Raw genomic sequence first — 23,504 nt, 5'->3', positions numbered from 1 at the left:
AACCGCCTGCCTAAAAGCGATAAGTGATGGTGGTCAGGAGCTGGCGGGGAGGTATAGGGTTTATGCTATATCGGTCGTGCACCAGGTAGTTCAGCTCGTTGGTGATGTTGGAGAGCTTGGCCAGCAGGGAGAAGCGCTGATACGTGTAGCCGGCCGATAAGTCGATGGTAGTGAAGCTGGTGAGTGAAATAAGGCGGCTGTATTCTTTGCCTACGGGGTCCTGCCCCACGGTGTTGTTGTTGCCCCCGTAGCGCTGGCCGGTATAAAAAGCCGAAGCACCCACTTTGATGCCGCGCAGGGCCAACTGGCTAAACGTATAAAAGACAGACGCGTTAGCCGTATTTGTGGGGTTGTTGGTGAGGCGCTCACCTTCAATCTGCGACCCCTTTAGCCCGGAGGTATTGGTGTAGCGATTGTAGTTGTAGCCGTAGCCCACGTTGAAGTAGAGGTTTTGGGAAAGGCTGGCGTTGACGTCCACGTCCAGGCCATCGCTGGTTGTCTGGCCGGTCAGCTCCTTCATATTCGTGTCGGTATTGGCTTGGCCGTTAGGTAAAAAGGCGATAAACTGGGCCAGATTGCTATTGCGGTAGCGATACACGCTCAGGCTGGTAAAAACCCGGCCGTTAAACAGCTCCTGCTTGGCCCCCGCCTCATATTGATCTACGATAGACGGGGCCAGGGCCTGCTTGTTTGTGTCGTAGCCGGTATTGATGGTAAAATTGTTGGTGTAGCTGCCGTAAAATGACAGCGTGGCCAGCGGCTGGTAAAGCAGGGCGGCCTTGGGCGAGAAGGCTTTATCAACCTTCTCGACGCTGGTGGCCCGCTCGCGCTGGGTAGTCTGGTTGAAAACGCTGACTGGCTGCGCCTTTTGATACGACCACCGCAGCCCGGCCAGCACTTTGAATTTAGGCGAGAGCGTAATCAGGTCCTGGGCATAAACGCCGACGCGGTACGACGGCGTGCGCGTGCGGGCCGTATCAACAAAGGCCGGCATATCGGTGCGTTCTACGTATTTGCTGCGGTCCAGAATATTGATTATATCATAGGCCGGACCCACGTTGCCCGCCGCATCGGTGTAGCGAAAGGCGTTGCTCTGGGTCTCAATCCGCACTGCGTCGCTGCCGGCCAGCAGCTGGTGCCCCAGAAAGCCGGTGTCAAACCTGCCCGTCAGGTTTAGCTGCCCCGTGAAGTCGCGCTCGCTCGTTTTCACGGCGCTGAGCGTCCGGCTAAAGTCGCCGTTGGCAGCAATAGCCGACGGCACCCCCACCCCGAAGCCCAGCACGCGCGTGTCCTGCCAGCCGGCAATGGCATTCAGCTTCCACAATTCGTTAAAGCGATGAGTAACAACCAGCGAGCCCGAGTATTGCGTGGTAGTATTATATGCCCACACCGCATTGATAAAGCGTGAGCGCGGCGTATTGGCCGGAATCTCAGCCGTAATTCCGCTGTTGACGACGCCCACGCCGGCATCAGGGGTCACGTTCGATTGCAGGTAGTCGCCCTGCAGCAAAAGGTCCGTTTTCTCGCCCAGCTTATACAGTAGCGAAGGGTTGACGTACGCGCGCTTCGACGTCACTACGTCGCGGTAGCTGCCGGCATTTTCGTAGGTGCCCACTACCCGGAACGCCAGATTCTTGCTGATGGGCCCGTAAATGTCCACCATCGGCTTGTAGAAACGGTAGCTGCCCGCCCGCATCTCTACCGAGCCGCCCCAGTCGAAGCGCGGCTTTTTAGTTATCATATTGATAATAAGGCCGCCCGATACGTTGCCGTAGAGCAGGGCCGAGCTGCCTTTCAGCACCTCAATCGACTCCAGCGTGCTGGCATCGGGAAAGCCCTGGGTGTTGGAAATAATACCATTTTTGAATATGCTGCCGCCCGCCCCGCCAATGCCGATGCTGAAGCCCCGCGCCGAGAACGTTTCGGCAATGCCCTGGCGCTGCTGCGTCAGGGCCACCCCACCTACGTTGCGCAGCGCGTCGCCGAGGCGGTTTACCTGCTGGTCGGCCAGAACCGTGCGCGAAATTACGCTCACGCTCTGGGGCAGGTCGAGGGGCGCGATACCCGCTTTACTGGCCGTGGTGGGGCGAGCGGCCGCGCTGCCGCCCGTCACGACCACTTCGTCGAGCTGCCGTGTGCCGCGTACCAAGGTCACGCTCGGTAAGGTAATAACCTGATGGGGCGCTACCTGCACCGTTATTTCCTGCGCCGCGTAGCCCAGGCCCGTAAACGTGACCACCTGCCAGCCCGCCGGCGCGGTCAGTCGAAAATTACCGCGCGCATCAGGTGCCGCCCCGTAGGCCGTGCCACGCACCAGCACCGATACGTGGTCGGCGCTCTGCCCGTCGGCCAGCGTTACCCGACCTGCAAGGGTGCCCAGCCGCCGATGCTGGTGCGGCGCGTGGTGGGCCAAGCCGGGAGTAGCAGAAGCCTGCCCCAGGCAGCCCAGCGGCAAGGCCAGAGCCAGGAGCGAAATCGGAAAGAAAAGCTGAGGCATAAGCTTATTTAGAATCATTCAACGCAGCGCAAAGGTCTGCCTGAGTTTAGAACGATTCCAAATAGTTTATGCAGTAAACTGCATCCAGCTACCGGAGCTTTAAGCTGACGTATAAGGTAAAAATGCTGCTTATGAGGTGGTTGACACTAAAAAAGCCTCCCTGCCAGGGAGGCTTTTTATTTAGAAAAATACTGAATAAGGCAGTTTTCACTCATCAAACCAAGGCTTCCTCGGCTACTTTCTGGGTTGTCGGGACCAGCTCGAAGGCCTCGGCCAGCAGCTCGTAAGAACGCAGGCGGTCGTTAAAATCGGCGGTGATGCTTACTGCCGTCACTTCATCGATGTCATAGGCAGCGGCTAGTTGCGTCAGCTGCTCGCGCACCTGCCCGGGCGTGCCGCTCACTACCCGGCCCTGGTGGTAGCGCAGGCGCGCCTGCTCCTCGGGGCTGAAAACGTAGGCGGCCGTTTCGCTGGCGGTGGGGTAGGGGCCCCGCCGGCCCTGGTCGAAGCGTAATAGCTGAATAAATAGCGCTTTAACCAGCGCGTTGGCTTTCTCTTCAGTATCGGCGCAGAGCACAAACAGCGCTACGTTGGCTTGGGGATACGCCAGCTCGGGCGAGGGTCGAAACTGTGCCCGGTAGCGCTGCACGGCCGCCGGCCCGCCGTGGGGCCCGATAAATTGCGCAAACGAAAACCCCATACCCAGCTGGGCCGCAAACTGCCCGCTTTGCCCGCTTGAGCTGAGCAGCCACAGGTGGGGCTGAGTAGTAATTTTAGGAATAGCCTGCACCCGCTCGTGGATGGTTTCGGGCGTGGTGTCGTCGCGCAGATAGGCCTGTAGGTCAAGCAGCTGCTCAATAAAATCCTGCTCGTTGAACTGATTATTAGGGTTGAGCGCGTAGGCCGTGAGGCGGTCGGCGCCCGGCGCCCGACCCAGGCCCAGGTCGATGCGGCCGGGGTGCAGCGCTTCGAGCAGCTTGAAATTTTCGGCTACTTTCAGGGCCGAGTAATGGGGCAGCATAACGCCGCCCGAGCCCAGCCGGATATGCCTGGTGTGCGCTCCCAGGTGCGCCAGCAGCACTTCGGGGGCGGGGCCGGCCAGCGAGGTGGTATTGTGGTGCTCGCTCACCCAAAACCGGGTGTAGCCGAGGCGGTCGGCGAGGCGGGCCAGCTCGGTGGTTTCGAGCAAAGCCTGCCGGGCGGTGGCACCGGGGCGCACGGGCGACTGGTCGAGCACGCTCAGGCGCAAAGCAGGGGAGGCAGGCATAGTATCGCTACTAGAATAAATAGTAAAAACAAGCTGTACGCTCGTAAAACAACCACCCTGACCGCCTTGTTCCGGCTCCGACTTTACCACTCCTTTTCCTCTTCTTATATGAGTACCCCCAACTCGCTGGTGCTGCCCGTAGCCGATGGCACCGAGGTGCACGCCTACGTAGCTCAGCCCCCGGCCACTACTGCCGCGCCCGGCATCATCCTCTGCCAGGAGGCGTTTGGCGTAAACCAGCACATTCGCAGCGTGGCCGACCGCCTGGCCAGGGCGGGCTATGTGGTGGTGGCACCCGAATTGTTTCACCGCACGGCGGCCCCGGGGCTGGAGATTCCGTACGATAGCTTTGCCAGTGCCATGCCGCACTATCAGGCTCTTACCAACGAAGGCCTGACCCAGGATGTGCAGGCAGCCTACGAGTGGCTGCAAGCTCAGCCCAACGTGCAAAAGAACAAAATCGCCGCCATTGGCTTTTGCCTGGGCGGGCGGGTAGCGTTTTTGGCCAATGCCGTGCTGCCGCTGTCCGCCGCGGTGTCGTATTATGGAGGCGGCACCCACCTGCTGGCCGACCACGCCAAAGACCTGCACGCGCCGCATCTGTTTTTCTGGGGCGGCCTCGACCAGCACATCAGCCAGGACCAGATAAAGCAAGTGACCGATGCCGTGGCGGCGGCCGGCAAGCCTTACATCAACACGGTTATCTCCTATGCCGACCACGGGTTCAACTGCGATGCGCGCCCCAGCTACAACAAGGACGCCGCCGCCGAAGCCTGGGCCCTGACGCTGGCTTTCTTCCAGGAAAAGCTCGGTAATTAATCGATAATAAAGGTGTAATGCGGGCTTGGTGAGGTAGTTAGCTTTGCCAGGCCCGCATTGCTTTTTAGCAGGCAAAGGAGCCGATGCAACCTTTCGCCTCCCAAACCCATACAGGGTAGCATGAAGCCAACTTCTCGTACTACCTCCTGGCTCTGGGCCGCCGGATTCGGCGTTGCTGCCCTGGCCACTACCGTTTGGCGCAACCGGCGCGGCTCGTATGAGCTGGCGGGGCGTACTGTGCTTATTACCGGCGGCTCGCGTGGGCTGGGCCTGGTGCTGGCCCGCCGGGCCGTGGCCGAAGGCGCCCGCGTGGCTATCTGCGCCCGCGACGAGCAGGAGCTGGCCCGCGCCCGCCAGGATTTGCTGCGCTACGGCGCGCCCGAAACCAGCGTGCTGGCCTTCAGCCGCGACCTCACCGACGCAACGGAAGTACGCACGCTGGTAGCGGAGGTCGAAAACCGCCTGGGGCCGATTGATGTGCTCATCAACAACGCCGGGATTATCCTGGGTGGGCCGCTCGAAAACATGGACGTCCGCGACTTCGAGGATTCCATGAATACGCACTTCTGGGCGCCGCTCTACGCCATGCAGGCCGTGCTGCCGGGCATGCGGCTGCGCGGCGAGGGCCGCATTGTCAATATCTCGTCGCTGGGCGGCAAGGTGGCCATTCCGCACCTCACGGCCTACAGCGCCAGCAAGTTTGCGCTGGTGGGCTTGTCCGAAGGCTTCCGGGCCGAGCTCAACCAATACGGTATTTTCGTTACTACCGTGTGCCCCGGCCTGCTGCGCACCGGCAGCGCCGGCCACGCCGAGCTAAAGGGCCAGCACGAAAAAGAATACGCCTGGTTTAGCATCGCCGATGCCCTGCCGGGCTTCACCATGAGTGCCGAAGAGGCCGCCCGCAGCATCTGGAACGCCTGCCGCCGCGGCGATGGCGAGCTGATTCTGACCTTGCCCGCCAGGCTGCTGGCTGCTTTGCACGGCCTCATGCCCGGCACTACCACCGACGCCCTGGCCTGGCTCAACCGCGCCCTGCCCGCCACCGGCGAAAGTCCGGTCGGCTACGAGCGCCGTACCGGCGCCGAAAGTGAAACGCCGCTCACCCGCTCGTTTCTCACGGCGCTTAACCGGGAAGAGGGGGCGCGCAACAATGAATGATATTTTATATATAATAAATTAATAATATAATTTCAAGAATGGCCTGGTCTGCTACCGGGCCATTCTTGCGTTAGTGGAAAAGCGCGGACTAAAGTATTTTTCAGCAGCCGAATTAAACCGCTTGGCTTACCGCAAGTCTATATAAAAGCCGACTGAGCTATGACCCCACGCTGCCGTTAAAAACATGAAATACCCTTTGCTCACCCGCTTACCCCTGGTATTGCTGCTCCTGCTGGTTACAAACGTGGTAACTAGTGCCCAGCCGGGTGCTGGCCATCAGGCTGGCCCCAGCCAGCCACTGCGCCAGGAAATTAAAGCTTATTTAAACGCGACGGTCCTGCCCGTGCTGCGGCAGCAGCGCCAGAAGCTGGAAGCCCAGCTTGCCCCGGCCGACCAGGCGCAAGTAGTGACTTACCGCGCCCAACTCCAGGCCCTGCGTGCCCAAGGCCAGGCATTGCGCCAGCGCATTATGCCGGCCGAAGCGCCAGCCGGAACCCGCCCCACCTTCACGGCCGACCAGCAGCAACAGGTGCACGCCCTGCGCTTGCAGGCGAAAAGCATTATGCTGAGCGTGGCCCAGCTGGCGCTGAAGTACGACGCCAACATTCAGAAGCTAACCCAGGAAATAGCGCCGCAAAAAGCGCAGTGGGCCACCGACATAAAAGCGATTGTGGCGAAGAATACTACGCCCGAGCAGCAGGAAAAGCTGGCGAAGTGGGCGGGCCTGGCCGCCCGGCGCAGTGGCCTGCGGAAGCTGTTCCGGCCGGCGGCCTTTCTGCTGCTCGACCCCACTGCGCCGGCTGACGGTAATCTTACGAGCACTAACCTTTACCCAAACCCCGCCGCGGCCACCACGCAGCTGCAATACGACGTGAAAAAAGCCGGTCCTGTCAGCGTTGAGCTGTTGGATGGCAACGGTGCGCAGCTCCGTACTTTATTGGCGCCGGTGCAGCAGGAGCGGGGCTCCTACACCCAGCAGCTCGATTTGAGCGACCTGCCCCATGGGACCTATTATTATAAAATCACGACCAAAGCCGGCACGGAAACCAAGCGCTTTGTGAAGGACTGACGTTTGTAGCGCCGTCAGCAGCAAGGGCCGGCCGAGCATCGCTCGGTCGGCCCTTGCTGCTGACGGCTGGCTGCCTGCCTCAGGGCGTGAGCAACGCCGCCAGCTGGCGCAGCGTTATCTCCGCCGATTTGGCGGCGTAGCGGTAGTTTACGAGCCGGTAGCCGGCATCTTCGAAGCTCTGCTGGGCCAGCTTTACATCGACCAGGGTGGAGAGGCCGGCATCGAGGCGCAGCTGCACCAGCTTCAGAAGCTGGCGGGCAGTGGTATAGCTCTGCTCGGCAGTGGTCACGAGGCTGAGCTGCTTTTGGTATGCTTCCCAGGCTTTGAGGGCATTGAGGCGGTAGTTGCGCTGCAACGCATTGCTTTGTAATGCGGTGGTGCGCGTGTTAATCCTGGCAATATCAACCTGCCGCCGGTTTACGCCGCCCGCGTAGAGGGGCACCGATAAGCCCAGCCCGGCGTAGGGACCATAGCTTTGGTTGAAGAGGGTGGTGCCCACCGAGTTTTGGCTACGGGCGAAGTTGGTGCCGGTATTTATGCCAATGGATGGGTAGCGAGCGGCCCTGGTTTCGCGCTCAATCAGCTCGTTGACGCGCACCTGGCGCTCGGCCGCCAGCAAGTCGGGGTTCTTGGCGAGCGAGCCTTCCAGCTCGGCCCAGCTCAGCGAGCGATTAACCGGAATGGTGTCTTCGACGGCTACGGGCGTGTTCAAATCCAGGGTCAGGGCGCGAAGCAAATCGGCCGTAGCCTGCTGGGCAGCCAGCTGCTGCTGCTGCTGGGTTTCGAGCTGGGCATTCAGGTCGAGCTGCGCCTGAAAGCGGTCGGCGTTGTTGGCCAGGCCCACACTCTGGCGGGTTTCGATAAGGCGCAGCTTCTGGCGCGATACCTCCACCGAAGCTTCGAGGGTGCGGATATAGCGCTGCTGCTGCACCACGGCGTAGTACTTCAGGCTCACATCGGCCAGCACATTCTGCACGGTCGAGTTGAGCTGCAGCTGGCTTATTTGAGCCAGCTCATCCAGCCGCTTGCGGGTGGCTACTACGTGGCCGCCGTTGTAAAGAAGCAAGGTGCCGGCCAGCCCCACGTTGTACTGGCTGAATACTGCCCCGGTGCGGGAGACGCTGCTCCCGGTATTAAATTCCTGCTGCGTGTTGTTGACTACCGCGTTGTTGCTGGCAGTAATACCCACCGCAGGCAGCGCGCCCGCAAAGCCGGCATTGTTGCGCAGGCCCTGCACGTCCACGTTATTCTGACTAATTTGAATATCGAGGCTGTTTTTGAGGGCCGTTTGCAGGGCGTCGTGCAGGGTAAGTACCGGGCCAGCGCCGGGCCCGGCCGGCGACTGCGCCGTGGTGGGGGGCGCAGTCTGAGCCAGCAAAGAAGCAGGTAACAGGCAGGTTAACAAGCAGAAAGTTCGTTTCATTATACGTTAAAACGAAGGAATACTTCGTTTGTCATTAAACAAGTCGGGCGAGCCGAGCCGGTGCAGCCTAATCGGCTGCCGGCTCCGCTTTTACATTCAGGCAGTTACGGGCTCTTCCTGCACTATTGCTTCCTCCCCCAGCTCCAGCGGCTTGCGGTCCTTGGCGATAAACGTGTAGATGGCCGGGATAACAAGCAGCGTGAGAATGAGCGAGAACAGAATGCCGCCCACAATCACGATACCCAGCGGCCGGCGGCTGGTAGAGGCCGCGCCCAGGCTAAGGGCGATGGGCAGCGCCCCAAGGGCCGTGGCCAGCGAAGTCATCAGAATGGGGCGCAGGCGCTGCTGGGCGGCCAGCTGCACGGCCTGGCGCAGGGGCACGCCGGCATCGCGCTGGTGGTTGGCAAACTCCACAATGAGAATACCGTTTTTCGTGACCAGGCCAATCAGCATAATCATCCCGATTTGGGAGAAGATGTTGATAGTCTGGCCAAAAAGCCACAGACTGAGCAGCGCCCCGGCCAAAGCCAGCGGCACCGTGAGCAGAATGGTAAGCGGGTCGCGGAAGCTCTCGAACTGAGCCGCCAGCAGCAGGTAAATCAGCATCAGCGCCAGCCCGAAGGCGAAGGCCGTGTTAGAGGAGCTTTCGGCAAAGTCGCGCGACGAGCCTGAGAGGGCCGTCTGGAAGGTCGGGTCGAGCGTTTTGTCGGCAATGGCCTGCATGGCCCGCACGCCGTCGCCCACGGTTTTGCCTTCGGCCAGCTGCGCCGACACGGTGGCCGATTTCAGACGGTTGAAGTGGTAGAGCGTGCTGGGATTAGAGTCCTCAATCTGATGCACCACGGCCGAGAGCGGAATACTTTCGCCCCGACTGTTGGTCACGTAAAGCCGGCTGATGTCAGTGGGCGCGCTGCGGTTGCCCTGCTCCACCTGCCCAATTACCTGGTACTGCCGCCCATTGATGAGGAAGTAGGCCATGCGGCGGCCTCCAAATGCGCCCTGTACGGCCGCCACTACGTTCTGAGTAGTCAGGCCAAGGTCCCTGATTTTCAGGCGGTCGAATGTTAGCTGTACCTCCGGCTTGTTGAATTTGAGGTTGGCATCAACGTTTTGGAAAGTAGGGTCCTGGCGGGCCGCGGCCAAAAATTTAGGCAGCGCCCCGCGGATGCGGGCCAGGTCCACGTTTTGCAGCACGAACTGTACGGGTAAGCTGCTTTTCGACCCCGAACCCACGGCAATAGTCTGCTCCTGCACCACAAATATGCGCGCATCATTAAAGCGCTTGGTATTCTTGGTCAGGTACTTGCCGATAGCTTCCTGCGAGCGCTTACGCTCATCGGGGGGCACAAGGCCAATGCGCACCTGCCCATTGTTGACGCCGCCCCCGCCGCCGAAGCCCGGCGTAATACTGAATACAAAGTCATTTTCCGGTACCGAGTCGGTTGCAAACTGCGCTACCTGGTCGCTGATTTTCTGCATTGCCCCGAAGCTGGTGCCCTCGGGGCCCGTCAGGGTAAGGCGCAGGCTGCTGCGGTCTTCGAGCGGAGCCAGCTCGGTTGGGATATTTTTACCCACAAAGTAGATGAGGCCGGCGCATACCGCTACCACTACCCACGCCAGGCTGCGCACGCGCAGAAAGCTGCCGACCAGCCGCCCGTAGGCGTTTTCCATGCCCGTAAAGAAGGGCTCGGTACGGTCGTAAAACTTGCCGTGGCCTGCGCCCTCACGGTGCAGCGCCACGTTCAGAACCGGCGTAATAGTCAGCGACACGAAGGCTGAAATCAGCACTGCGCCAGCCACTACCACCCCAAACTCGCGGAACAAGCGTCCGGTAAAGCCTTGCAGAAAAATAACCGGCAAAAACACCACCGCCAGTGTGAGCGAAGTTGAGATAACGGCGAAGAAAATCTCCTTACTGCCCTCCAGCGCCGCCTTGCGGATATCCATGCCTTCTTCCAGCTTACGGAAGATGTTCTCCGTCACCACAATGCCGTCGTCGACTACCAGGCCGGTGGCGAGTACAATACCAAGCAAAGTTAATATATTGATAGTAAATCCTGCCAGGTACATCACGAAGAATGTCGCAATCAGCGAGATAGGAATATCAATAAGCGGGCGCAGGGCGATGAGCCAGTTGCGAAAGAAGAAAAAGATAACCAGCACCACCAGCCCAAAGGAGATAAGCAGCGTCTCGATTACCTCATCAATCGAGTTGCGAACAATCTTGGTGTTGTCGGTGAGCACCCGCATTTGGATGTCCGCCTTATTTTCCTTCTGCACCTCGGCCAGGCGCTTGTAAAATTCTTCGGCAATCTGCACGTAGTTGGAGCCCGGCTGGGGCACAATGGCCAGGCCCACGGCGTAAGCCCCGTTTACCTTCCAGCTTTGCTCGTAGCTCTCGGGCCCAAGCACCACCCGGGCCACGTCGCCGAGGCGCACGATACCGGTTTTATCTTCCCGCAAAATCAGGTCGCGAAACTGCTGTTCGGTCGTGAAGCGGGCCATCGTGCGAATGGTCAGCTCCGTTTTGCCGCCGTAGATTTTGCCGGCTGGCACCTCCACATTTTCGGCGTTGAGGGCATTTTGCACATCGGTGAAGGAGACGTTGTACGCATCCATCTTGCTGGGGTCGAGCCAGAGGCGCATGGCAAAGCGCTTCTGGCCGAAGATGTTGACTGCCGATACACCGTTAATGGTCTGGAAGCGCTGCTGCAGGTTGTTCTCGGCATAGTCGCTGAGGTCGAGCAGGCTCTTGGTGCGGCTGGTCACGGCCAGGATGAGGATGTTGTCGGAGTTGGCGTCCGACTTGGCCACCACCGGCGGGGCGTCAATATCCTGCGGCAGCGAGCGCACGCCCTGGCCCACTTTGTCGCGCACGTCGGAGGCAGCGGCCTCCAAATCCACGTCGAGGTTAAACTCGACCGTGATGTTGCTCGACCCCAGCGACGAGCTGCTCGTGATGGAGCGAATGCCCGGAATGCCATTAATCTGCTTTTCGAGCGGCTCCGTTATCTGGTTCTCAATTACATCGGCGTTGGCGCCGGTGTAGGCCGTGCTGACGCTGATAATCGGCGGGTCGATGGCCGGGTAGTCGCGCAGCGCCAGAAACGAGAAGCCCACCCCGCCAAATAGTATCAGCAGCAGGTTGAACACCGTCGCCAACACGGGTCGCTTTAGAGATAATTCGGAGATATTCATACTATGCTTATTGCGCAATAACCTAAAATTGACCGTCAGGCTTAGCGGGCACGCGCTTACCCAAGCATTTCACTCGCGCCGCTGCTTAGTAGCCTAACGACAGGGGCGTGGATGTTTCGGCAAGCGGCCGCTGGATAGGCCTGCTATTTTAGCATTTCATTACTGACCCTGTTGATTATTCTTGGCCTTACGCACTTTCACCGGCTTACCGGGCTGGGTGAACAGCACGCCATTCGTCACAACTGAGTCGCCGGCGGCGATGCCGCTGACCACGGCAATCTGCTCATTCTGGCGGTCGCCGGTTTTTACATCCTGCATTACCGCTTTGCCATGCTTGACCAGCACTACCTGGTCCGATTTATCGCCGGGCATAATGGCGTTGGTGGGCAGCAGTACGCTGCGCCGCGCCGCGCCGGTGCTCACGCTCACGCGGGCAAACGTGCCGGGGCTCACCTGAGCGCCGGCGGGCAGCAGGGCGCGCACCGTGAGGTTACGGGTAGTCTGGTTTACCTGGCTTTCCTGGGCCTGAATGGTGGCGTTGTAGCGGCGCGGCGGGTTGCCGGCGAAGCGCACCGTCACGACGGAGCCCGGCTGCACGATGTTGCCATTGGCTTCGGGCAGCGTAAAGTCTACTTTAAGCTTGGTATCGGCCTGCAGGGTGGCGATGATGGTAGCGGGCGTTACGTAGGCACCGGGGCTTACCTGGCGCAGGCCCAGCACGCCGGCAAAGGGCGCCCGGATAACCGTTTTGGCCAGCATGGCCTGGGTGTAGGCCGCATCGGCCTCGTTGCTGCGCACCTGGCTCACAGCCAGGTCGTAATCGGCCTGGTTTACCCCCTGCACCTTCAGCAGCTTCTCAAGACGGTCTTGTGAGAGCCGGGCTACCTGCAGCAACGCGTTGGTTTTTTGCAGCTGAGCCCGCAGGTCGGCGTCGTTGATGCGGGCAATAATGCTACCCTGGCTTACGTGGCGGCCCTCGCTGACATTGAGGGCAATAAGGCGGCCATTTACCTCGGGGTGCAGCTCAACAAAATCGTTGGCGACCACCGTGCCGTTGGCCTCAATCGAGTCGGTTACGGAGGAAGGGTGGGCCACCAGCACGTCGACCAGGGCCGGGCCATTATTCTTTTTAGAATCTTTACCGCCTTTCGAGTCGTCGGTTTTGGAATGGCAGCCGGCCAGCAGGGCCAGCGCGCCGCCGGCCAGCACGAGCTGGGCCGAAGTGAAAAAGCGCATACGGGAAATAAGGTGAATAGCAGCAGCTTGTGCAAAATTACGCACAGCCGCCGGCCGAAGCTCGGTCAACAGCACGCACCAGGTTCGGGTTCAGTGCGCGGGCAAGGACGCGGCTTCCAGGCCAGGGTTGCGCTGCCGGCTGTCCGCGCTCGTATTTTCACCCCATGAAAAAACCTGCCGCTTTACCGCCTGCTGTCCGGGCTCCCGAGCGCAACTACTTTGCCGATGTGCACGAGGTAGTACGGCTGGTGCCGCCGGGCCGCGTCACGAGCTACGGCGCCATCGCGCACTACCTGGGGGCCCGGCACGGCTCGCGGGCCGTAGGCTACGCGCTCATGGCCGCCAACCTCGACGCGGCTACGCTCCAAAAAGATGCGCCCGTGCCCGCCCACCGCGTGGTAAACCGGCTGGGCCAGCTTACCGGGCGCCACCATTTTCCTACTCCCACCGCCATGCAGGAGCGGCTCGAAGCCGAAGGCGTGCGGGTAGTGGACGACGTGGTGGTCGATTTCAAAAAGCTGTACTGGGACCCGGCCGTGGAGATGGGGTAGCAAGCAATACCTCACTTGCGGAGCTTGTCGAGCTCATTGAGGTCAGCTTCCCCCTGGGTGCTGGTCATCCACTGCCAGGCTGGGCCTGGGCTTTGCGAGTCTACTTTTAAATAGCTTTGCCGAGCAGTATTAGGAACCAGATACTGGCAGGGTGCGTGCATAGGTAAGCCATCGAGGCAGAGCCGCAGCGGCTTTGCATACTGCGTCCACGGGATTTCCAGATATTCGCCTGGCTGGATGCGGCCAGCCTCCCGGCCATTTATCAAAACCATCACCGGAGCAGTTGCTTTGGAGACGGGACGGTATACATACACATAAGCGGTGTCGTAGCGAGTAGGGGCCCGTAGGCCAGGGTAGGGAGCCAGTTCGCCAGTTCGCATATCAAGCGCATAGGCCATTGGTTCTGCCGTATGGTCATCCACTCCAACCGGGGCCACCACGGTAAACTGGGCCCGGGCCTGAGCATTAGCCCTAGCCCGAGCATAATTAACATCCGCGGGTGCCTCTCCAACAAAGGTAAAGTAGCTGCCCTGACGCATTAACGGGAAAAACTGTTTGTTGTACTGCACGAAAAGCTGCTTCCCATCGCAGAACCCCCACATACCAGTAGGCACACTAGGATGTCTGGTGCCGGCAGCAGTAACTAGCGGGCGTACTCTGGCCACGCCCAGCCACTTAGCGGCAGCCAGCGGACTGCGAAAGTACAGTCGCAAAGTATCCAGGGTAAATGCCAGACTGGTATCGGGCCGGTTAGCCAGAAACTGCTCGAACTGGTAATAAATACCCCGCCGCAGGGGCTCCCGCAGAATGGGTGGTGCTGGTCCGCGCCGTCCACCGCCCGCTAGCGCCGCCGGTAGGTCGGTAGGTACCTGGGCCAGGGTGAGAGCCGGGCGGCTGGTGGCCGCCGACCAATCGGCCGTAGTAAACTGGCGCAGGCATTTAGTTAGGAGCAGCGCGAGGTTGGCAGGGTGGCTGTGCGTGCCATCAAATGCCTTGTCGCTGGTATGCGCTCCAGTGCTTTGTGTAAAATGATAGCCATCTGGCAGATGAATATAGACATCAAGCGCCAGGTCGGCACTCTTTTTCTCGCTGAAGCTGCCAATCTCCTCGCTCACGCGAAGCTGCCGCACACATAGTAGTACCCGCTGGTCGGTAGGGCGAGCGGGTAGTTGAGTCTGTACAAAAGCCGTCAGGTCTTCTTCCAGGCTGTGGCGAAATAGCACTGCCACGGCTTTGTTGCCCAGTCCGTGGTAGACAATACCGATAGCCGGATGCCCTTCGCGCCCATCTACTACCTGCTCTATGGCAATTTTCCGCTCCGGTAGCTCGAGGTGTTGGCCGTGTAGATTCAGGTAGTACACCTGGGCCCGAACCGGAGAAAATACCCAGGCAAGCAGTAATACGATAAAGCTTATTCTCATTGACCAAAATAGATTTCTTAGTCAAATATGAATACATTTTGCCGGACTTTCTATCGGACTGCTTGGCGCTATACAGCGGCATTCATATGACATTCCTTATATTTCTTCCCGCTGCCGCAGGGGCAGGGCGAGTTGCGGCCCAGTACCTTCTTCTTGGCCCGCAGCTGGCGTAGCCACTGGCGCGGGTCGAGGTGATTGCCGTGGGCGGTCAGGGTTTGCTCGGGGTGCTGGTGCAGGGCCTGGCTGAGCAAGTCGAACAGCTCGGGATGGTTTTCCCGGAGCTTTTCGGGTCGCTCGAAAAAATACTCATTTACTACCGCAAAAAACTCGGCTTCACTGGTGCCGCCGTAGGCGTCGATGTCGGAGTGCCCGGCCCGGATGGCGGCCAGCTCGCGCTGCATTACCTCGGCCCAGGGGCGGCGCAGCGCGGGGGGCAGGCCCGTGGCAGGTATGCCGTCTATCTGCCCATCGGCCTCGTCTACAAGGTGGGCAAACTCGTGCACCCCCACGTTGCGGCGGTCTTCGGCATCGGCGAAGCCCTGTACCAGCGCGGCCCGCGACAGGCGCATGTACTGCGAGGTCTGAAAGCGCTGCACCGAGCCCAGCAGGGTGCCCTGCAAAGGCAATACCTCCTGGTCGGCCCGGGTTGCGAGCTGCCAGGCGTCGGGTACTATCAGTACCTCGTGCAGCGTCGGGTATTCCCAGCCGGGAAACCCAAAGACGGGGATAACCGCCGCGGCAGCCGTGAGTATCCGCGTCAGGTCATCGACTTCGGTTTGAATGCCCGTAAGCCGCGTGCGGGCCAGAAACAGCTGCATGCCCTGCTCGAAGCGAACCCGCTCGGCGGGCTCCAGGCCGTTGTAAAAGGCGACGTGCGTGCTTAGCAGTGTGCGCCAGGCATCAGGAAAGGCAAGAGCCAGGGCGGCCGCCCGGCGGCGTCGGTCGGCCGTGAGGTAGCGGTAAAAAAGCAGCAGCGGGCCCAGCAATACCACAGCGGCCAGTACGAAAGAAAAAGACATGCGCCGCTTAACGGCGCAGCAGCCCCGGCGGTTGGGGCGGCCGATTGCCGTTTCATGCGCAAATTTGTACCCTATCTTCTTCTTACGTGTCTTTCCCCTGCCTGCCCCGATGAACGCCGCCGACCTGAACGCCGCCCTGATGGCCCTGATTGAGAAGAAAGCCGAGCTTCACACGCTCACCTACGACGACGCCCGCTACGACGACGTGGAAGAGTCGCTGCACGACCTCGAAGACGATTTTAACGATGACTTTGGCCCCGACCTCGAAGCCGCGCTCGAAAAAGTCCACCTCGACCTGAAGTCGGATACCGACGTGCTGCTGCCCACTGCGTACCTGCCCGCCACCGACAAGCCTCAGAAGGAAGATGGGGTGTGGATAGACTCTGAAAAGTACCCCGGCCGCGTGCGCCTCGTGCTGCGCGCCAATCCGCCCCGCTTCATCCTCACCACCAGCAAAGGTCAGGAGCACGAGCTTTGGAAGGCGTAACTGCCTGTTGGTGAAAGCCTGGCAATGCGAAAGAGTGTCATGCTGAGCTCCGCGCAGCCGCCCGAATCGTTGGATAACTAACCCAATGACGTGAGCGAGCTGCTGCGCGGGGCCCGGTATGACGCACTTCTTTGTGTAGTGCAGCGCACTACACAAAGTCGCTCAGCTCCAGCCAGCGCTCCCCTTTTTTATCCAGCTCTTTATCAACCGCCTGTAAGCGGGCCGGCCAGTCAATCAACTCCTGGCGCGAGCCCTGGCCGGTGGCCAGGTTGGCTACTAGCAGCTCCTTTTCTTTCTCCAAAGAGGCAATATCCTTCTCTAGTTGCTCAAACTCCTTTTTCTCGGCGAAGGAGGCGCGGCGCTTAGCAGGCCCGGCAACTGGTACCGGTGCCGGGGCAGCGGGCGCTGTTTTAGCGGCGGCGCGGGCGGCCTTGGCGGCTTTTTCCTCGGCTTCGAGGGCAGCCTCGGTTTCGCGCTCGGCCAGGTAGTCGCGGTAGTCGGTGTAGTTGCCGGGAAAGTTGAGCACGGCCCCGCCCGGCTCCAGCACAAACAGGTGCTCGGCCAGGTTATCGAGGAAGTAGCGGTCGTGGCTCACGATGAGCAGGCAGCCCGAGAAGTTGAGCAGAAAGTCTTCCAGGATGTTGAGCGTGCTCAGGTCGAGGTCGTTGGTAGGCTCGTCGAGAATGAGGAAGTTGGGGTTTTTCACCAGCACGCGCAGCAGCTGCAGGCGGCGCTTCTCACCCCCGCTCAGCTTGCTTACCAGCGTGTACTGCTGGGCCGGCGGAAAAAGAAACAGCGTCAGAAACTGGCTGGCCGTGAGCACATCGCCGTTGGCCAGCTCCACTACTTCGGCCACTTCCTTCACGATGTCAATCACGCGCTGTGAGGGGTCAAACTCCAGCTCGGTCTGGGTGTAGTAGCCAAATACGGTGGTCTGGCCCACGTCTACGGTGCCGCTGTCGGGCTGAAGCTTGCCCGTCAACATATTCAATAAAGTAGATTTTCCGGCCCCGTTCGGTCCCACCAGGCCAATGCGGTCCTTTTTCTTAAACACGTAGCTGAAATCATCCAGCACCACCTTATCGCCGAATTTCTTGTTAAGATGTTCGGCCTCAATAATTTTGCCGCCCTGTCGGGTGGTTTTCACGCTCAGCTCCAGCTGTTGCTTGCTGAGGTTGGTGCTGGCTTTTTCCTTGGTAATGTAGAAGGCGTCGATGCGGGCCTTCTGCTTGGTGCCGCGCGCCTGGGGCATGCGGCGCATCCACTCCAATTCCTTGCGGAAGAGGTTGCGGGCCTTTTCTACCTCGGTGGCCTCACGCAGCTCGCGCTCGGCTTTTTTCTCCACAAAGTAGGCGTAGTTGCCCTGGTAGCGGTACATGGTTCCCTTGTCGAGCTCCACAATCTCGTTGGCTACTTTATCCAGGAAGTAGCGGTCGTGGGTCACCATCAACAGCGTGAGGCTGGGCGAGTTGAGGCGATTTTCGAGCCATTCGATGGTAGCCAGGTCGAGGTGGTTGGTGGGCTCGTCGAGCAGCAGCACGTCGGGCTCTTCGATGAGCACGCGGGCCAGCGCCACGCGCTTGCGCTGCCCGCCCGAGAGCTTGCTCACGTTGCGCGTCAGCAGCTCGCCCAGGATGCCCAGCTTGCCCAAAATCTGCTGCACCTGCGACTCATAGTCCCAGGCGTTGAGGTTATCCATGCGCTCCATCACGCGCTGCAGGTCGTCGGGGTCGTGGTTGGGGTCGTTGACGACGTGCTCGTAGTCCTTCACCGCCCGCAGCGTATCGTTCTGGCTGGCGAAGATGGTTTCCTCCACGCTCAGGCTTTCGTCGAATACCGGCTGCTGGCCCAGGTAGGTCACCCGGATGCCCTGGCGGCGCGTTACCAGGCCGGTATCGGGGTTTTCGAGGCCCGCCAGCACGCGCATAAGGGTGGTTTTGCCCGTGCCGTTGATGCCCACAAAGGCGATGCGCTGCCCTTGCTGCAGCCCAAAGTTCAGGTTTTGAAACAGCCAGCGGTCGGCGTAGTTCTTCGAGATATTCTCGGCAGATAGCAAATTCATAAGTACCCGCAAAGGTACGGCCGGGGCGCGGCGCGGAAATTTGCTGGGCGGTAAGAAGCCTAAAAGCGGTTGCCCTTGCGAGCGTGCCAGGCAAGGACAACCGGTTGACTTTAGTACCTTAAGCCGGCCAGGCTTTTCTTAATGCGCGCAAAGGCCTCCGTCAGCTTAGCATCGGCGGCGGCGGTGCTGAATCGAACGCAATCCGGGGCGCCAAATGAGTCACCGCTCACGGCGGCCACGTGCGCGTCGCGCAGCAGGTAGAGCGTCAGGTCCGACGAATTAGTAATAACACTGCCATCGGGCGCGGTGCGTCCGAAGAAAGCCGTCACATCGGGGAAGATATAAAATGCGCCGTCGGGCGTGGGCGTGACGAGGCCCGGAATGTCTTTTACCAGTTCCAGCACCAGGTCACGGCGGCGGCGGTAGGCCCGCACCATCTCATCGGCCGAGGCGCGGCCGCCTTGCAGGGCCGCCAGGCCGGCGCGCTGCGCGATGGAGCAGGTACCGGAAGTAACCTGGCTTTGGAGCTTTTCGCAGGCGGCAGCCACGGCCGGGTGCGCAGCCAGGTAGCCCAGGCGCCAGCCCGTCATGGCGTAGCCCTTCGAGAAGCCATTGATGGTGATTACCTGGTCTTTCACCTGTGCAAACTGGGCCAGGCTTACGTGCTCATTGGTAAAATTTATATATTCATAAATCTCATCGGCAATGGCAAAGATGCCGGGGTGCTGCGCCAGCACATCGGCAATGGCCCCTAATTCCTGGCGGCTGAACACGGCCCCGGTTGGGTTGCAGGGCGAGGAGTACATGACAGCCTTGGTGCGCGGCGTGATGGCCGCGGCAAACTCAGCAGCCGTCACCTTGTAGTCGTTGTGCAGGCTACCCATAATGGGCACGGCCACGCCCTCGGCCAGCTCCACCTGAGCGGCGTAGCTTACCCAATAGGGCGAGAAAATAATGACCTCATCGCCAGGGTTTATCAGCGTCATGATGATATTGCTGAGCGCCTGCTTGGCTCCGGTGCTCACTACAATCTGGCTGGGCTGGTAGGTCAACTCGTTGTCGCGCAAGAGTTTATCGCAAATAGCCTGGCGCAGGTCGAGGTAGCCGGGTACCGGCGTATAAAACGTGTAGCCGTCGTCAATCGCCTTCTTGGCCGCATCCTTTATGTACTGCGGCGTCTGAAAATCGGGCTCGCCGAAGCTCAGGTTAATCACATCGACGCCCTGCGCAGCCAGCTCGCGGCTTTTCTTGGCCATGGCGATGGTAGCCGACTCCTGAATCTGAAGAATGCGGTCGGCGAAATAGGCACTTGGGTCGGCCGGGGCAGTAGCCGCAGAAGCACTAGGGGTCATAGACTTATTCGATAAGTTAAAGGAGCGAGTCGCAAAAGTATTGAAAATGTGGGGTAAGCCTCAGCTTGCCGGGTCTTTTGTCACAAAAAAGCCAGAATCGCTCTGCCCGGCTACCATTTGTTTGTTATGACGAGCCGCCGAGTCGGCGCCAGCCCCGGGCCAATATGCCCAGGTCGAGGCTGGGCTCATAATCCTGCGCATAAAGCAGCTCCAGGCGGCAGCGGGTAGCCTCAGAAAGCAGTGTCTCGGCAGCGGCGGTGTCGGCGGGCGAGAGCACGGCGGGATGGGAGCCGGCTTCGGGCAGGTAGCGTAGTCCTACCCAGCTACGCCGGCCCCGCAGCACTAGCCAGACATTGCGCAGCAGGCCGCCCGGCCGGAACTGCCCCCAGGCCAGTAAAGGGCTGGCAGCTAGTATCGTGAGGGAGGCGACCAAGTCGAGCAGGCGCTTGTTGCGGCGCTGGGCCGGCTGGCTCAGCTGCCACGAGCGGTCGAGGGCGTAGTAGTCGCCGGGCGCATCCTTATCGCTGCTGCCGATAATGTACTGGCTGCCGGCCGGCAGAATCTTATACGTCACAACCGGCTCGGCTGGCAGGCGGGCCATGAGGTCGATAATCTGGCTGGCGGGCAGGTCCTGGCCGCAAAAAATAAGCTCCGTAAGGCCATAGAGCCGCAGCAGGGCCGGCAGCTCGGCCACCGTACCCAGGTGGTCGGGGGGCACAGGCAGCGCGGCGGGTAGCGGCACGGGCGTGAGGTAGCCGATAATTTTGGCAGGTACCTGCGCAGCGCCGAGCAGCTGGCGCACGCGCTGGCTTTCGGAAGCTGAGCCAACGATAGCCACGGTTTTTGCCCGGCCTTCGCTCAGGCGCAGGTTGCCGTGGCGCAGCCAGTGGCTAAACAGCCGCCGGGCAATGAGGGCAGCGGCTGCCCACACGCCGCCCAGCACGATAAGCGCCTTGGAAAAGCGCCAGTTATCAAAAAAATTGGTGGCCGCTGAAATCAGCACTGTGCCTACGGCCAGGCCCCGCACCACGCGGCTGGTGCGGGCCGGCTGGTCGTAGCCCCCGCTTAGCCAGGTGGTAGTCAGCCACACGGCAATGTAGAGCGGCACCGCCACCAGCATGTACTGCGGCGGGTAGGGCATGCGCACGTACTTCTGGTTGGTTTCCCAGTATACTTTGAGGGCATACATGCCCGCGTAGAGCAAGCCCGTGTCGAGCAGTACCGGGGCGGCGGCCGTGGCCAGGCGCTGCGCCACGGCCGCGCCTGCCCGCAGCCAGATGGCGCTGTTAATCAGCGCCGAAAACAGGCCGGCCCGGTTCGGGGCAAAGTGCTTTTGGGCAAAAATGACCATGGCCCGGTAAAACACAAACACGTAGTTAACGCTCGTGCGCTTGGTGCTTTCGCCCTTGTAGTGCAGAATGCGGGCGCCCGGAAAGTACCAGTTTTGCCAGCCGCCCCGCGTGAGGCGATACGAGAGGTCAATGTCCTCGCCGTACATAAAATAGTCTTCGTCGAGCAGCCCTACCTGGTCGAGCGCGGTTTTGCGCAGCAGCATAAATGCCCCGCTCAGCACCTCAATCTCGTGGGCCTGGTCTTTAGCCAGAAAGCCCAGGTGGTAGCGCCCAAACGTGCGCGACTTCGGAAAAAGGCTCGCCAGCCCGAAAATCTTATAAAACGCCACGGCCGGCGTGGGCAGCCCGCGCTTGCTTTCGGGCAAAAACCGGCCCTGGCCATCGAGCATCTGCACGCCCAGGCCGCCGCAGCGCGGGTGCGCATCCATAAAGTCGCAGCAGCGCCGAAAGGTGTCTTCCTCTACCAGCGTGTCGGGGTTGAGCAGCAGCTGGTACTGGCCGGTAGCCAGCCGCAGGGCCTGGTTGTTGGCTTTCGAAAAACCCGGATTATCCTGGTTGGCAAGCAAAATGACTTCGGGAAAGCGCGCACGCACCATCGCCACCGAGCTGTCAGCCGAATTATTATCGACCACAAACACCTCGGCTGGCTGGCCCAGCGCCGCTACGGCCGTGCGCACCGAAAGCAGCGTCTGCTCCAGAAAGTAGCAGACATTGTAATTAACAATGACGACGGACAGCTTCACCACGGGAGGGCGAAGTTAAAGTAACGCGGAGCTTCCGCTGCGATGGCCGGCCGCTGGGAAGAGCAGCTTTCTTTTCGGCGGGCTACCGCGCCTGGCGCTGGCGCTCTACTATCGAGCGGCCCAGGGTAATCTCATCGGCATATTCCAGCTCGCCGCCCATCGGAATGCCGCGGGCAATGGTACTGAGGTGAATATTTTCGAAGTCGCGCAGGCGGCGCGAAAGGTAGAAAGCCGTGGTGTCGCCCTCCATGGTGGGCGAGATGGCCAGGATAATCTCCCGGATTTCCGAGTCTTCGGCCGCCGCGCGGGCCACCAGCGAATCGACCTGCAAATCGGCCGGGCCGATACCCTCGATGGGCGAGATAACGCCGCCCAGCACATGATACACGCCCTTGTACTGGCCCGTGTTTTCGATGGCGATAACGTCGCGCACGTCGGCCACCACGCACACCTGGGCGTGGTCGCGCAGCTGGTTGGCGCAGATAGTACACTCTTCGCTGTCCGAAATACTGTGGCAGGTGCGGCAGTACGTGATATCGAAGCGCATTTTGGCCAGCGCCTCGGCCAGGTTGGCCGTGGTATCGCTTTCGGCCTTCAGCAGGTGCAAAGCCAGGCGCAGAGCCGTTTTTTTGCCGATGCCGGGCAGGCGCGACAGCTCTACTACCGCGTTTTCAATAAGTTTGGAAGGAAAATCCATTTTTTAAATGTGCGGAATGTATGAATGCAAAAGATGTGAAAATGAATGAGGGGAAAGGCATGAAGCGACCCTGCCCATTTCTACATTTCCACATTCAACATATTTCCGCATTCTAAACGATATCGGCCGAGATGCCCCGGTCGTGGATGGCCGAGCAGCGCGGGGCCAGCTCGTCGAAGGTGCCGTTTTTGACCGCGCACTTGCCCTTATAATGAATAAGCAGGGTGCATTGCTCGGCCTGCTCGGGCTCGTGGCCGCACACATCGATGAGCGTCTGGATAACGTGGTCGAACGTGTTCACGTCGTCGTTGTACACCACGAGCGTGCGCAGCTCCTGCTCTTCTTCGAGCAGCAGTACATCGTCTTCGTAATCAATCTGCGGGCGGGTAGCGGGGAAAGCCATGGCACAAAAATACGGCAGCCCCGGCGAAGAAAGGGGCCGCCTGATAACTCCGCAGGCCGCCATTTCGTTCGGAATAATAAGCTCATACCAGCGTTTGGCCGCTACTTTTAGCGAAGAAACAGGCGGCCCGTGCGCGCCGTGCCTGCTTAGCCCTATGCCCGTTCCTTCCGCCGATTTTAAAAAAGCCGTCGCCCGCCTTTCCGAAAAGGAAAAGGAGTCGCTCATTTTGCGAGCCGTGCGCCGCGACACCGAGCTCTACGATACCTTCAGCTACGAGCTGCTGCCCGATGTAACGCTCGAAAGCGTGTACGAAGCCAGTGCCGACCGCATCCACGAGCTGTTCAACGTGGCTGTGACGGGCCGGCTGCTCAACCGCAGCCTGGTGAAAGCCCTGCGCGGGGCCGTGCAGGAAGCGGCCCGCGCCCGGCGCATCACCAAAAGCAAGCAGCTTGAAATCGACCTGAGCGTATATGCACTCCGGCTAATATTCGACAACTACACCGGGCAGTTCGACAGCGTGTACCAGGGCTTTTTTGTGGGCACGGCGCGGCTGGCGATGCGCCTCACCCAGCTGGTGGTGAAGCACCTGCACGAGGATTTGTGGCTGGAATATAAGAGCGAGCTGGATGATTTTCTGACCCAGCTGCACGGCCGCAGCAAGAGCCGCGAGCTGAAATTTGAGCTGCCCCGGGAGCTGGTATTGCCCAATGGATAATTGGTAATGGGTAATTTGAGTAAGGCGAACACTAT

The 23,504-nt window shown here is 60.3% G+C and carries 18 protein-coding genes; 6 read left to right on the top strand and 12 right to left on the bottom strand.

Features of this window, described 5'->3' with window-relative positions; genetic code table 11:
• Positions 1 to 10: 10 nt before the first annotated feature.
• Positions 11 to 2,497 (bottom strand): TonB-dependent receptor, encoded by a 2,487-nt coding sequence (locus F6X24_RS16925; protein WP_151089128.1) that lies wholly within the window; start codon positions 2,495 to 2,497, stop codon positions 11 to 13.
• A 214-nt stretch (positions 2,498 to 2,711) separates the two neighbouring features.
• On the bottom strand, positions 2,712 to 3,764 hold the full coding sequence (locus F6X24_RS16920) for an LLM class flavin-dependent oxidoreductase (protein ID WP_151089127.1): 1,053 nt from the start codon (positions 3,762 to 3,764) through the stop codon (positions 2,712 to 2,714).
• Between the two features lie 108 nt (positions 3,765 to 3,872).
• Between F6X24_RS16920 and F6X24_RS16915 the strand changes: the two genes are divergently transcribed.
• The 3 genes from F6X24_RS16915 to F6X24_RS16905 all read left to right on the top strand — a co-directional run bounded on the left by F6X24_RS16915 (position 3,873) and on the right by F6X24_RS16905 (position 6,810).
• Positions 3,873 to 4,583 carry a dienelactone hydrolase family protein gene (locus tag F6X24_RS16915; RefSeq protein WP_151089126.1) on the top strand — a complete coding sequence of 237 codons (711 nt, stop codon included), beginning with the start codon at positions 3,873 to 3,875 and terminating at the stop codon, positions 4,581 to 4,583.
• A 120-nt stretch (positions 4,584 to 4,703) separates the two neighbouring features.
• Positions 4,704 to 5,741 (top strand): SDR family NAD(P)-dependent oxidoreductase, encoded by a 1,038-nt coding sequence (locus F6X24_RS16910; RefSeq protein ID WP_151089125.1) that lies wholly within the window; start codon positions 4,704 to 4,706, stop codon positions 5,739 to 5,741.
• A gap of 184 nt (positions 5,742 to 5,925) precedes the next feature.
• Complete coding sequence (locus tag F6X24_RS16905; RefSeq protein WP_151089124.1) at positions 5,926 to 6,810, top strand: T9SS type A sorting domain-containing protein; 885 nt, start codon at positions 5,926 to 5,928, stop codon at positions 6,808 to 6,810.
• A 79-nt stretch (positions 6,811 to 6,889) separates the two neighbouring features.
• Here the strand turns inward: F6X24_RS16905 and F6X24_RS16900 are convergent, their stop codons facing one another.
• The 3 genes from F6X24_RS16900 to F6X24_RS16890 form a co-directional block, all read right to left on the bottom strand.
• Complete coding sequence (locus F6X24_RS16900; protein WP_191906368.1) at positions 6,890 to 8,188, bottom strand: TolC family protein; 1,299 nt, start codon at positions 8,186 to 8,188, stop codon at positions 6,890 to 6,892.
• A gap of 141 nt (positions 8,189 to 8,329) precedes the next feature.
• Positions 8,330 to 11,431: an efflux RND transporter permease subunit gene (locus F6X24_RS16895; protein ID WP_151089122.1), complete on the bottom strand. Its 3,102-nt coding sequence runs from the start codon at positions 11,429 to 11,431 to the stop codon at positions 8,330 to 8,332.
• Between the two features lie 159 nt (positions 11,432 to 11,590).
• Complete coding sequence (locus F6X24_RS16890; RefSeq protein ID WP_151089121.1) at positions 11,591 to 12,667, bottom strand: efflux RND transporter periplasmic adaptor subunit; 1,077 nt, start codon at positions 12,665 to 12,667, stop codon at positions 11,591 to 11,593.
• 164 nt (positions 12,668 to 12,831) lie between these two features.
• Between F6X24_RS16890 and F6X24_RS16885 the strand changes: the two genes are divergently transcribed.
• Positions 12,832 to 13,218 (top strand): MGMT family protein, encoded by a 387-nt coding sequence (locus F6X24_RS16885; protein WP_151089120.1) that lies wholly within the window; start codon positions 12,832 to 12,834, stop codon positions 13,216 to 13,218.
• Between the two features lie 11 nt (positions 13,219 to 13,229).
• On the opposite strand, the gene F6X24_RS16880 is transcribed toward F6X24_RS16885, so the two are convergent.
• Positions 13,230 to 14,639 carry a hypothetical protein gene (locus tag F6X24_RS16880; RefSeq protein ID WP_151089119.1) on the bottom strand — a complete coding sequence of 470 codons (1,410 nt, stop codon included), beginning with the start codon at positions 14,637 to 14,639 and terminating at the stop codon, positions 13,230 to 13,232.
• A gap of 68 nt (positions 14,640 to 14,707) precedes the next feature.
• Positions 14,708 to 15,658 carry a zinc-dependent peptidase gene (locus F6X24_RS16875; RefSeq protein ID WP_151089118.1) on the bottom strand — a complete coding sequence of 317 codons (951 nt, stop codon included), beginning with the start codon at positions 15,656 to 15,658 and terminating at the stop codon, positions 14,708 to 14,710.
• Between the two features lie 109 nt (positions 15,659 to 15,767).
• Here F6X24_RS16875 and F6X24_RS16870 point away from each other — a divergent pair, with 109 nt between their 5' ends.
• Positions 15,768 to 16,145, top strand: coding sequence for a hypothetical protein (locus F6X24_RS16870; protein ID WP_151089117.1), 378 nt, complete (start codon positions 15,768 to 15,770; stop codon positions 16,143 to 16,145).
• Positions 16,146 to 16,293: 148 nt separating this feature from the next.
• Here F6X24_RS16870 and F6X24_RS16865 read toward each other — a convergent pair whose 3' ends face one another.
• The 5 genes from F6X24_RS16865 to F6X24_RS16845 all read right to left on the bottom strand — a co-directional run bounded on the left by F6X24_RS16865 (position 16,294) and on the right by F6X24_RS16845 (position 22,754).
• Positions 16,294 to 18,207 carry an ABC-F family ATP-binding cassette domain-containing protein gene (locus F6X24_RS16865; protein ID WP_151089116.1) on the bottom strand — a complete coding sequence of 638 codons (1,914 nt, stop codon included), beginning with the start codon at positions 18,205 to 18,207 and terminating at the stop codon, positions 16,294 to 16,296.
• 110 nt (positions 18,208 to 18,317) lie between these two features.
• Positions 18,318 to 19,559 carry a pyridoxal phosphate-dependent aminotransferase gene (locus tag F6X24_RS16860; RefSeq protein ID WP_151089115.1) on the bottom strand — a complete coding sequence of 414 codons (1,242 nt, stop codon included), beginning with the start codon at positions 19,557 to 19,559 and terminating at the stop codon, positions 18,318 to 18,320.
• 124 nt (positions 19,560 to 19,683) lie between these two features.
• On the bottom strand, positions 19,684 to 21,657 hold the full coding sequence (locus tag F6X24_RS16855; RefSeq protein ID WP_229725190.1) for a glycosyltransferase family 2 protein: 1,974 nt from the start codon (positions 21,655 to 21,657) through the stop codon (positions 19,684 to 19,686).
• A gap of 79 nt (positions 21,658 to 21,736) precedes the next feature.
• Positions 21,737 to 22,351, bottom strand: a complete 615-nt coding sequence (gene recR, locus F6X24_RS16850) for a recombination mediator RecR (RefSeq protein ID WP_151089114.1) — start codon at positions 22,349 to 22,351, stop codon at positions 21,737 to 21,739.
• Between the two features lie 112 nt (positions 22,352 to 22,463).
• The gene (locus tag F6X24_RS16845; RefSeq protein ID WP_151089113.1) at positions 22,464 to 22,754 is read right to left on the bottom strand and encodes an ATP-dependent Clp protease adaptor ClpS; all 291 of its coding nucleotides are present in this window, start codon (positions 22,752 to 22,754) and stop codon (positions 22,464 to 22,466) included.
• 154 nt (positions 22,755 to 22,908) lie between these two features.
• Between F6X24_RS16845 and F6X24_RS16840 the strand changes: the two genes are divergently transcribed.
• Entirely contained in the window at positions 22,909 to 23,469 is a 561-nt protein-coding gene (locus tag F6X24_RS16840; RefSeq protein WP_151089112.1) for a hypothetical protein, read from the top strand.
• Positions 23,470 to 23,504 lie beyond the last annotated feature (35 nt).

The sequence above is a fragment of the Hymenobacter baengnokdamensis genome (assembly GCF_008728635.1).
Taxonomy (GTDB): Bacteria; Bacteroidota; Bacteroidia; order Cytophagales; family Hymenobacteraceae; genus Hymenobacter; species Hymenobacter baengnokdamensis.
The sequence above is the reverse complement of the archived record's forward strand: the minus strand, read 5'-3'. Positions and strand labels throughout refer to the sequence as shown.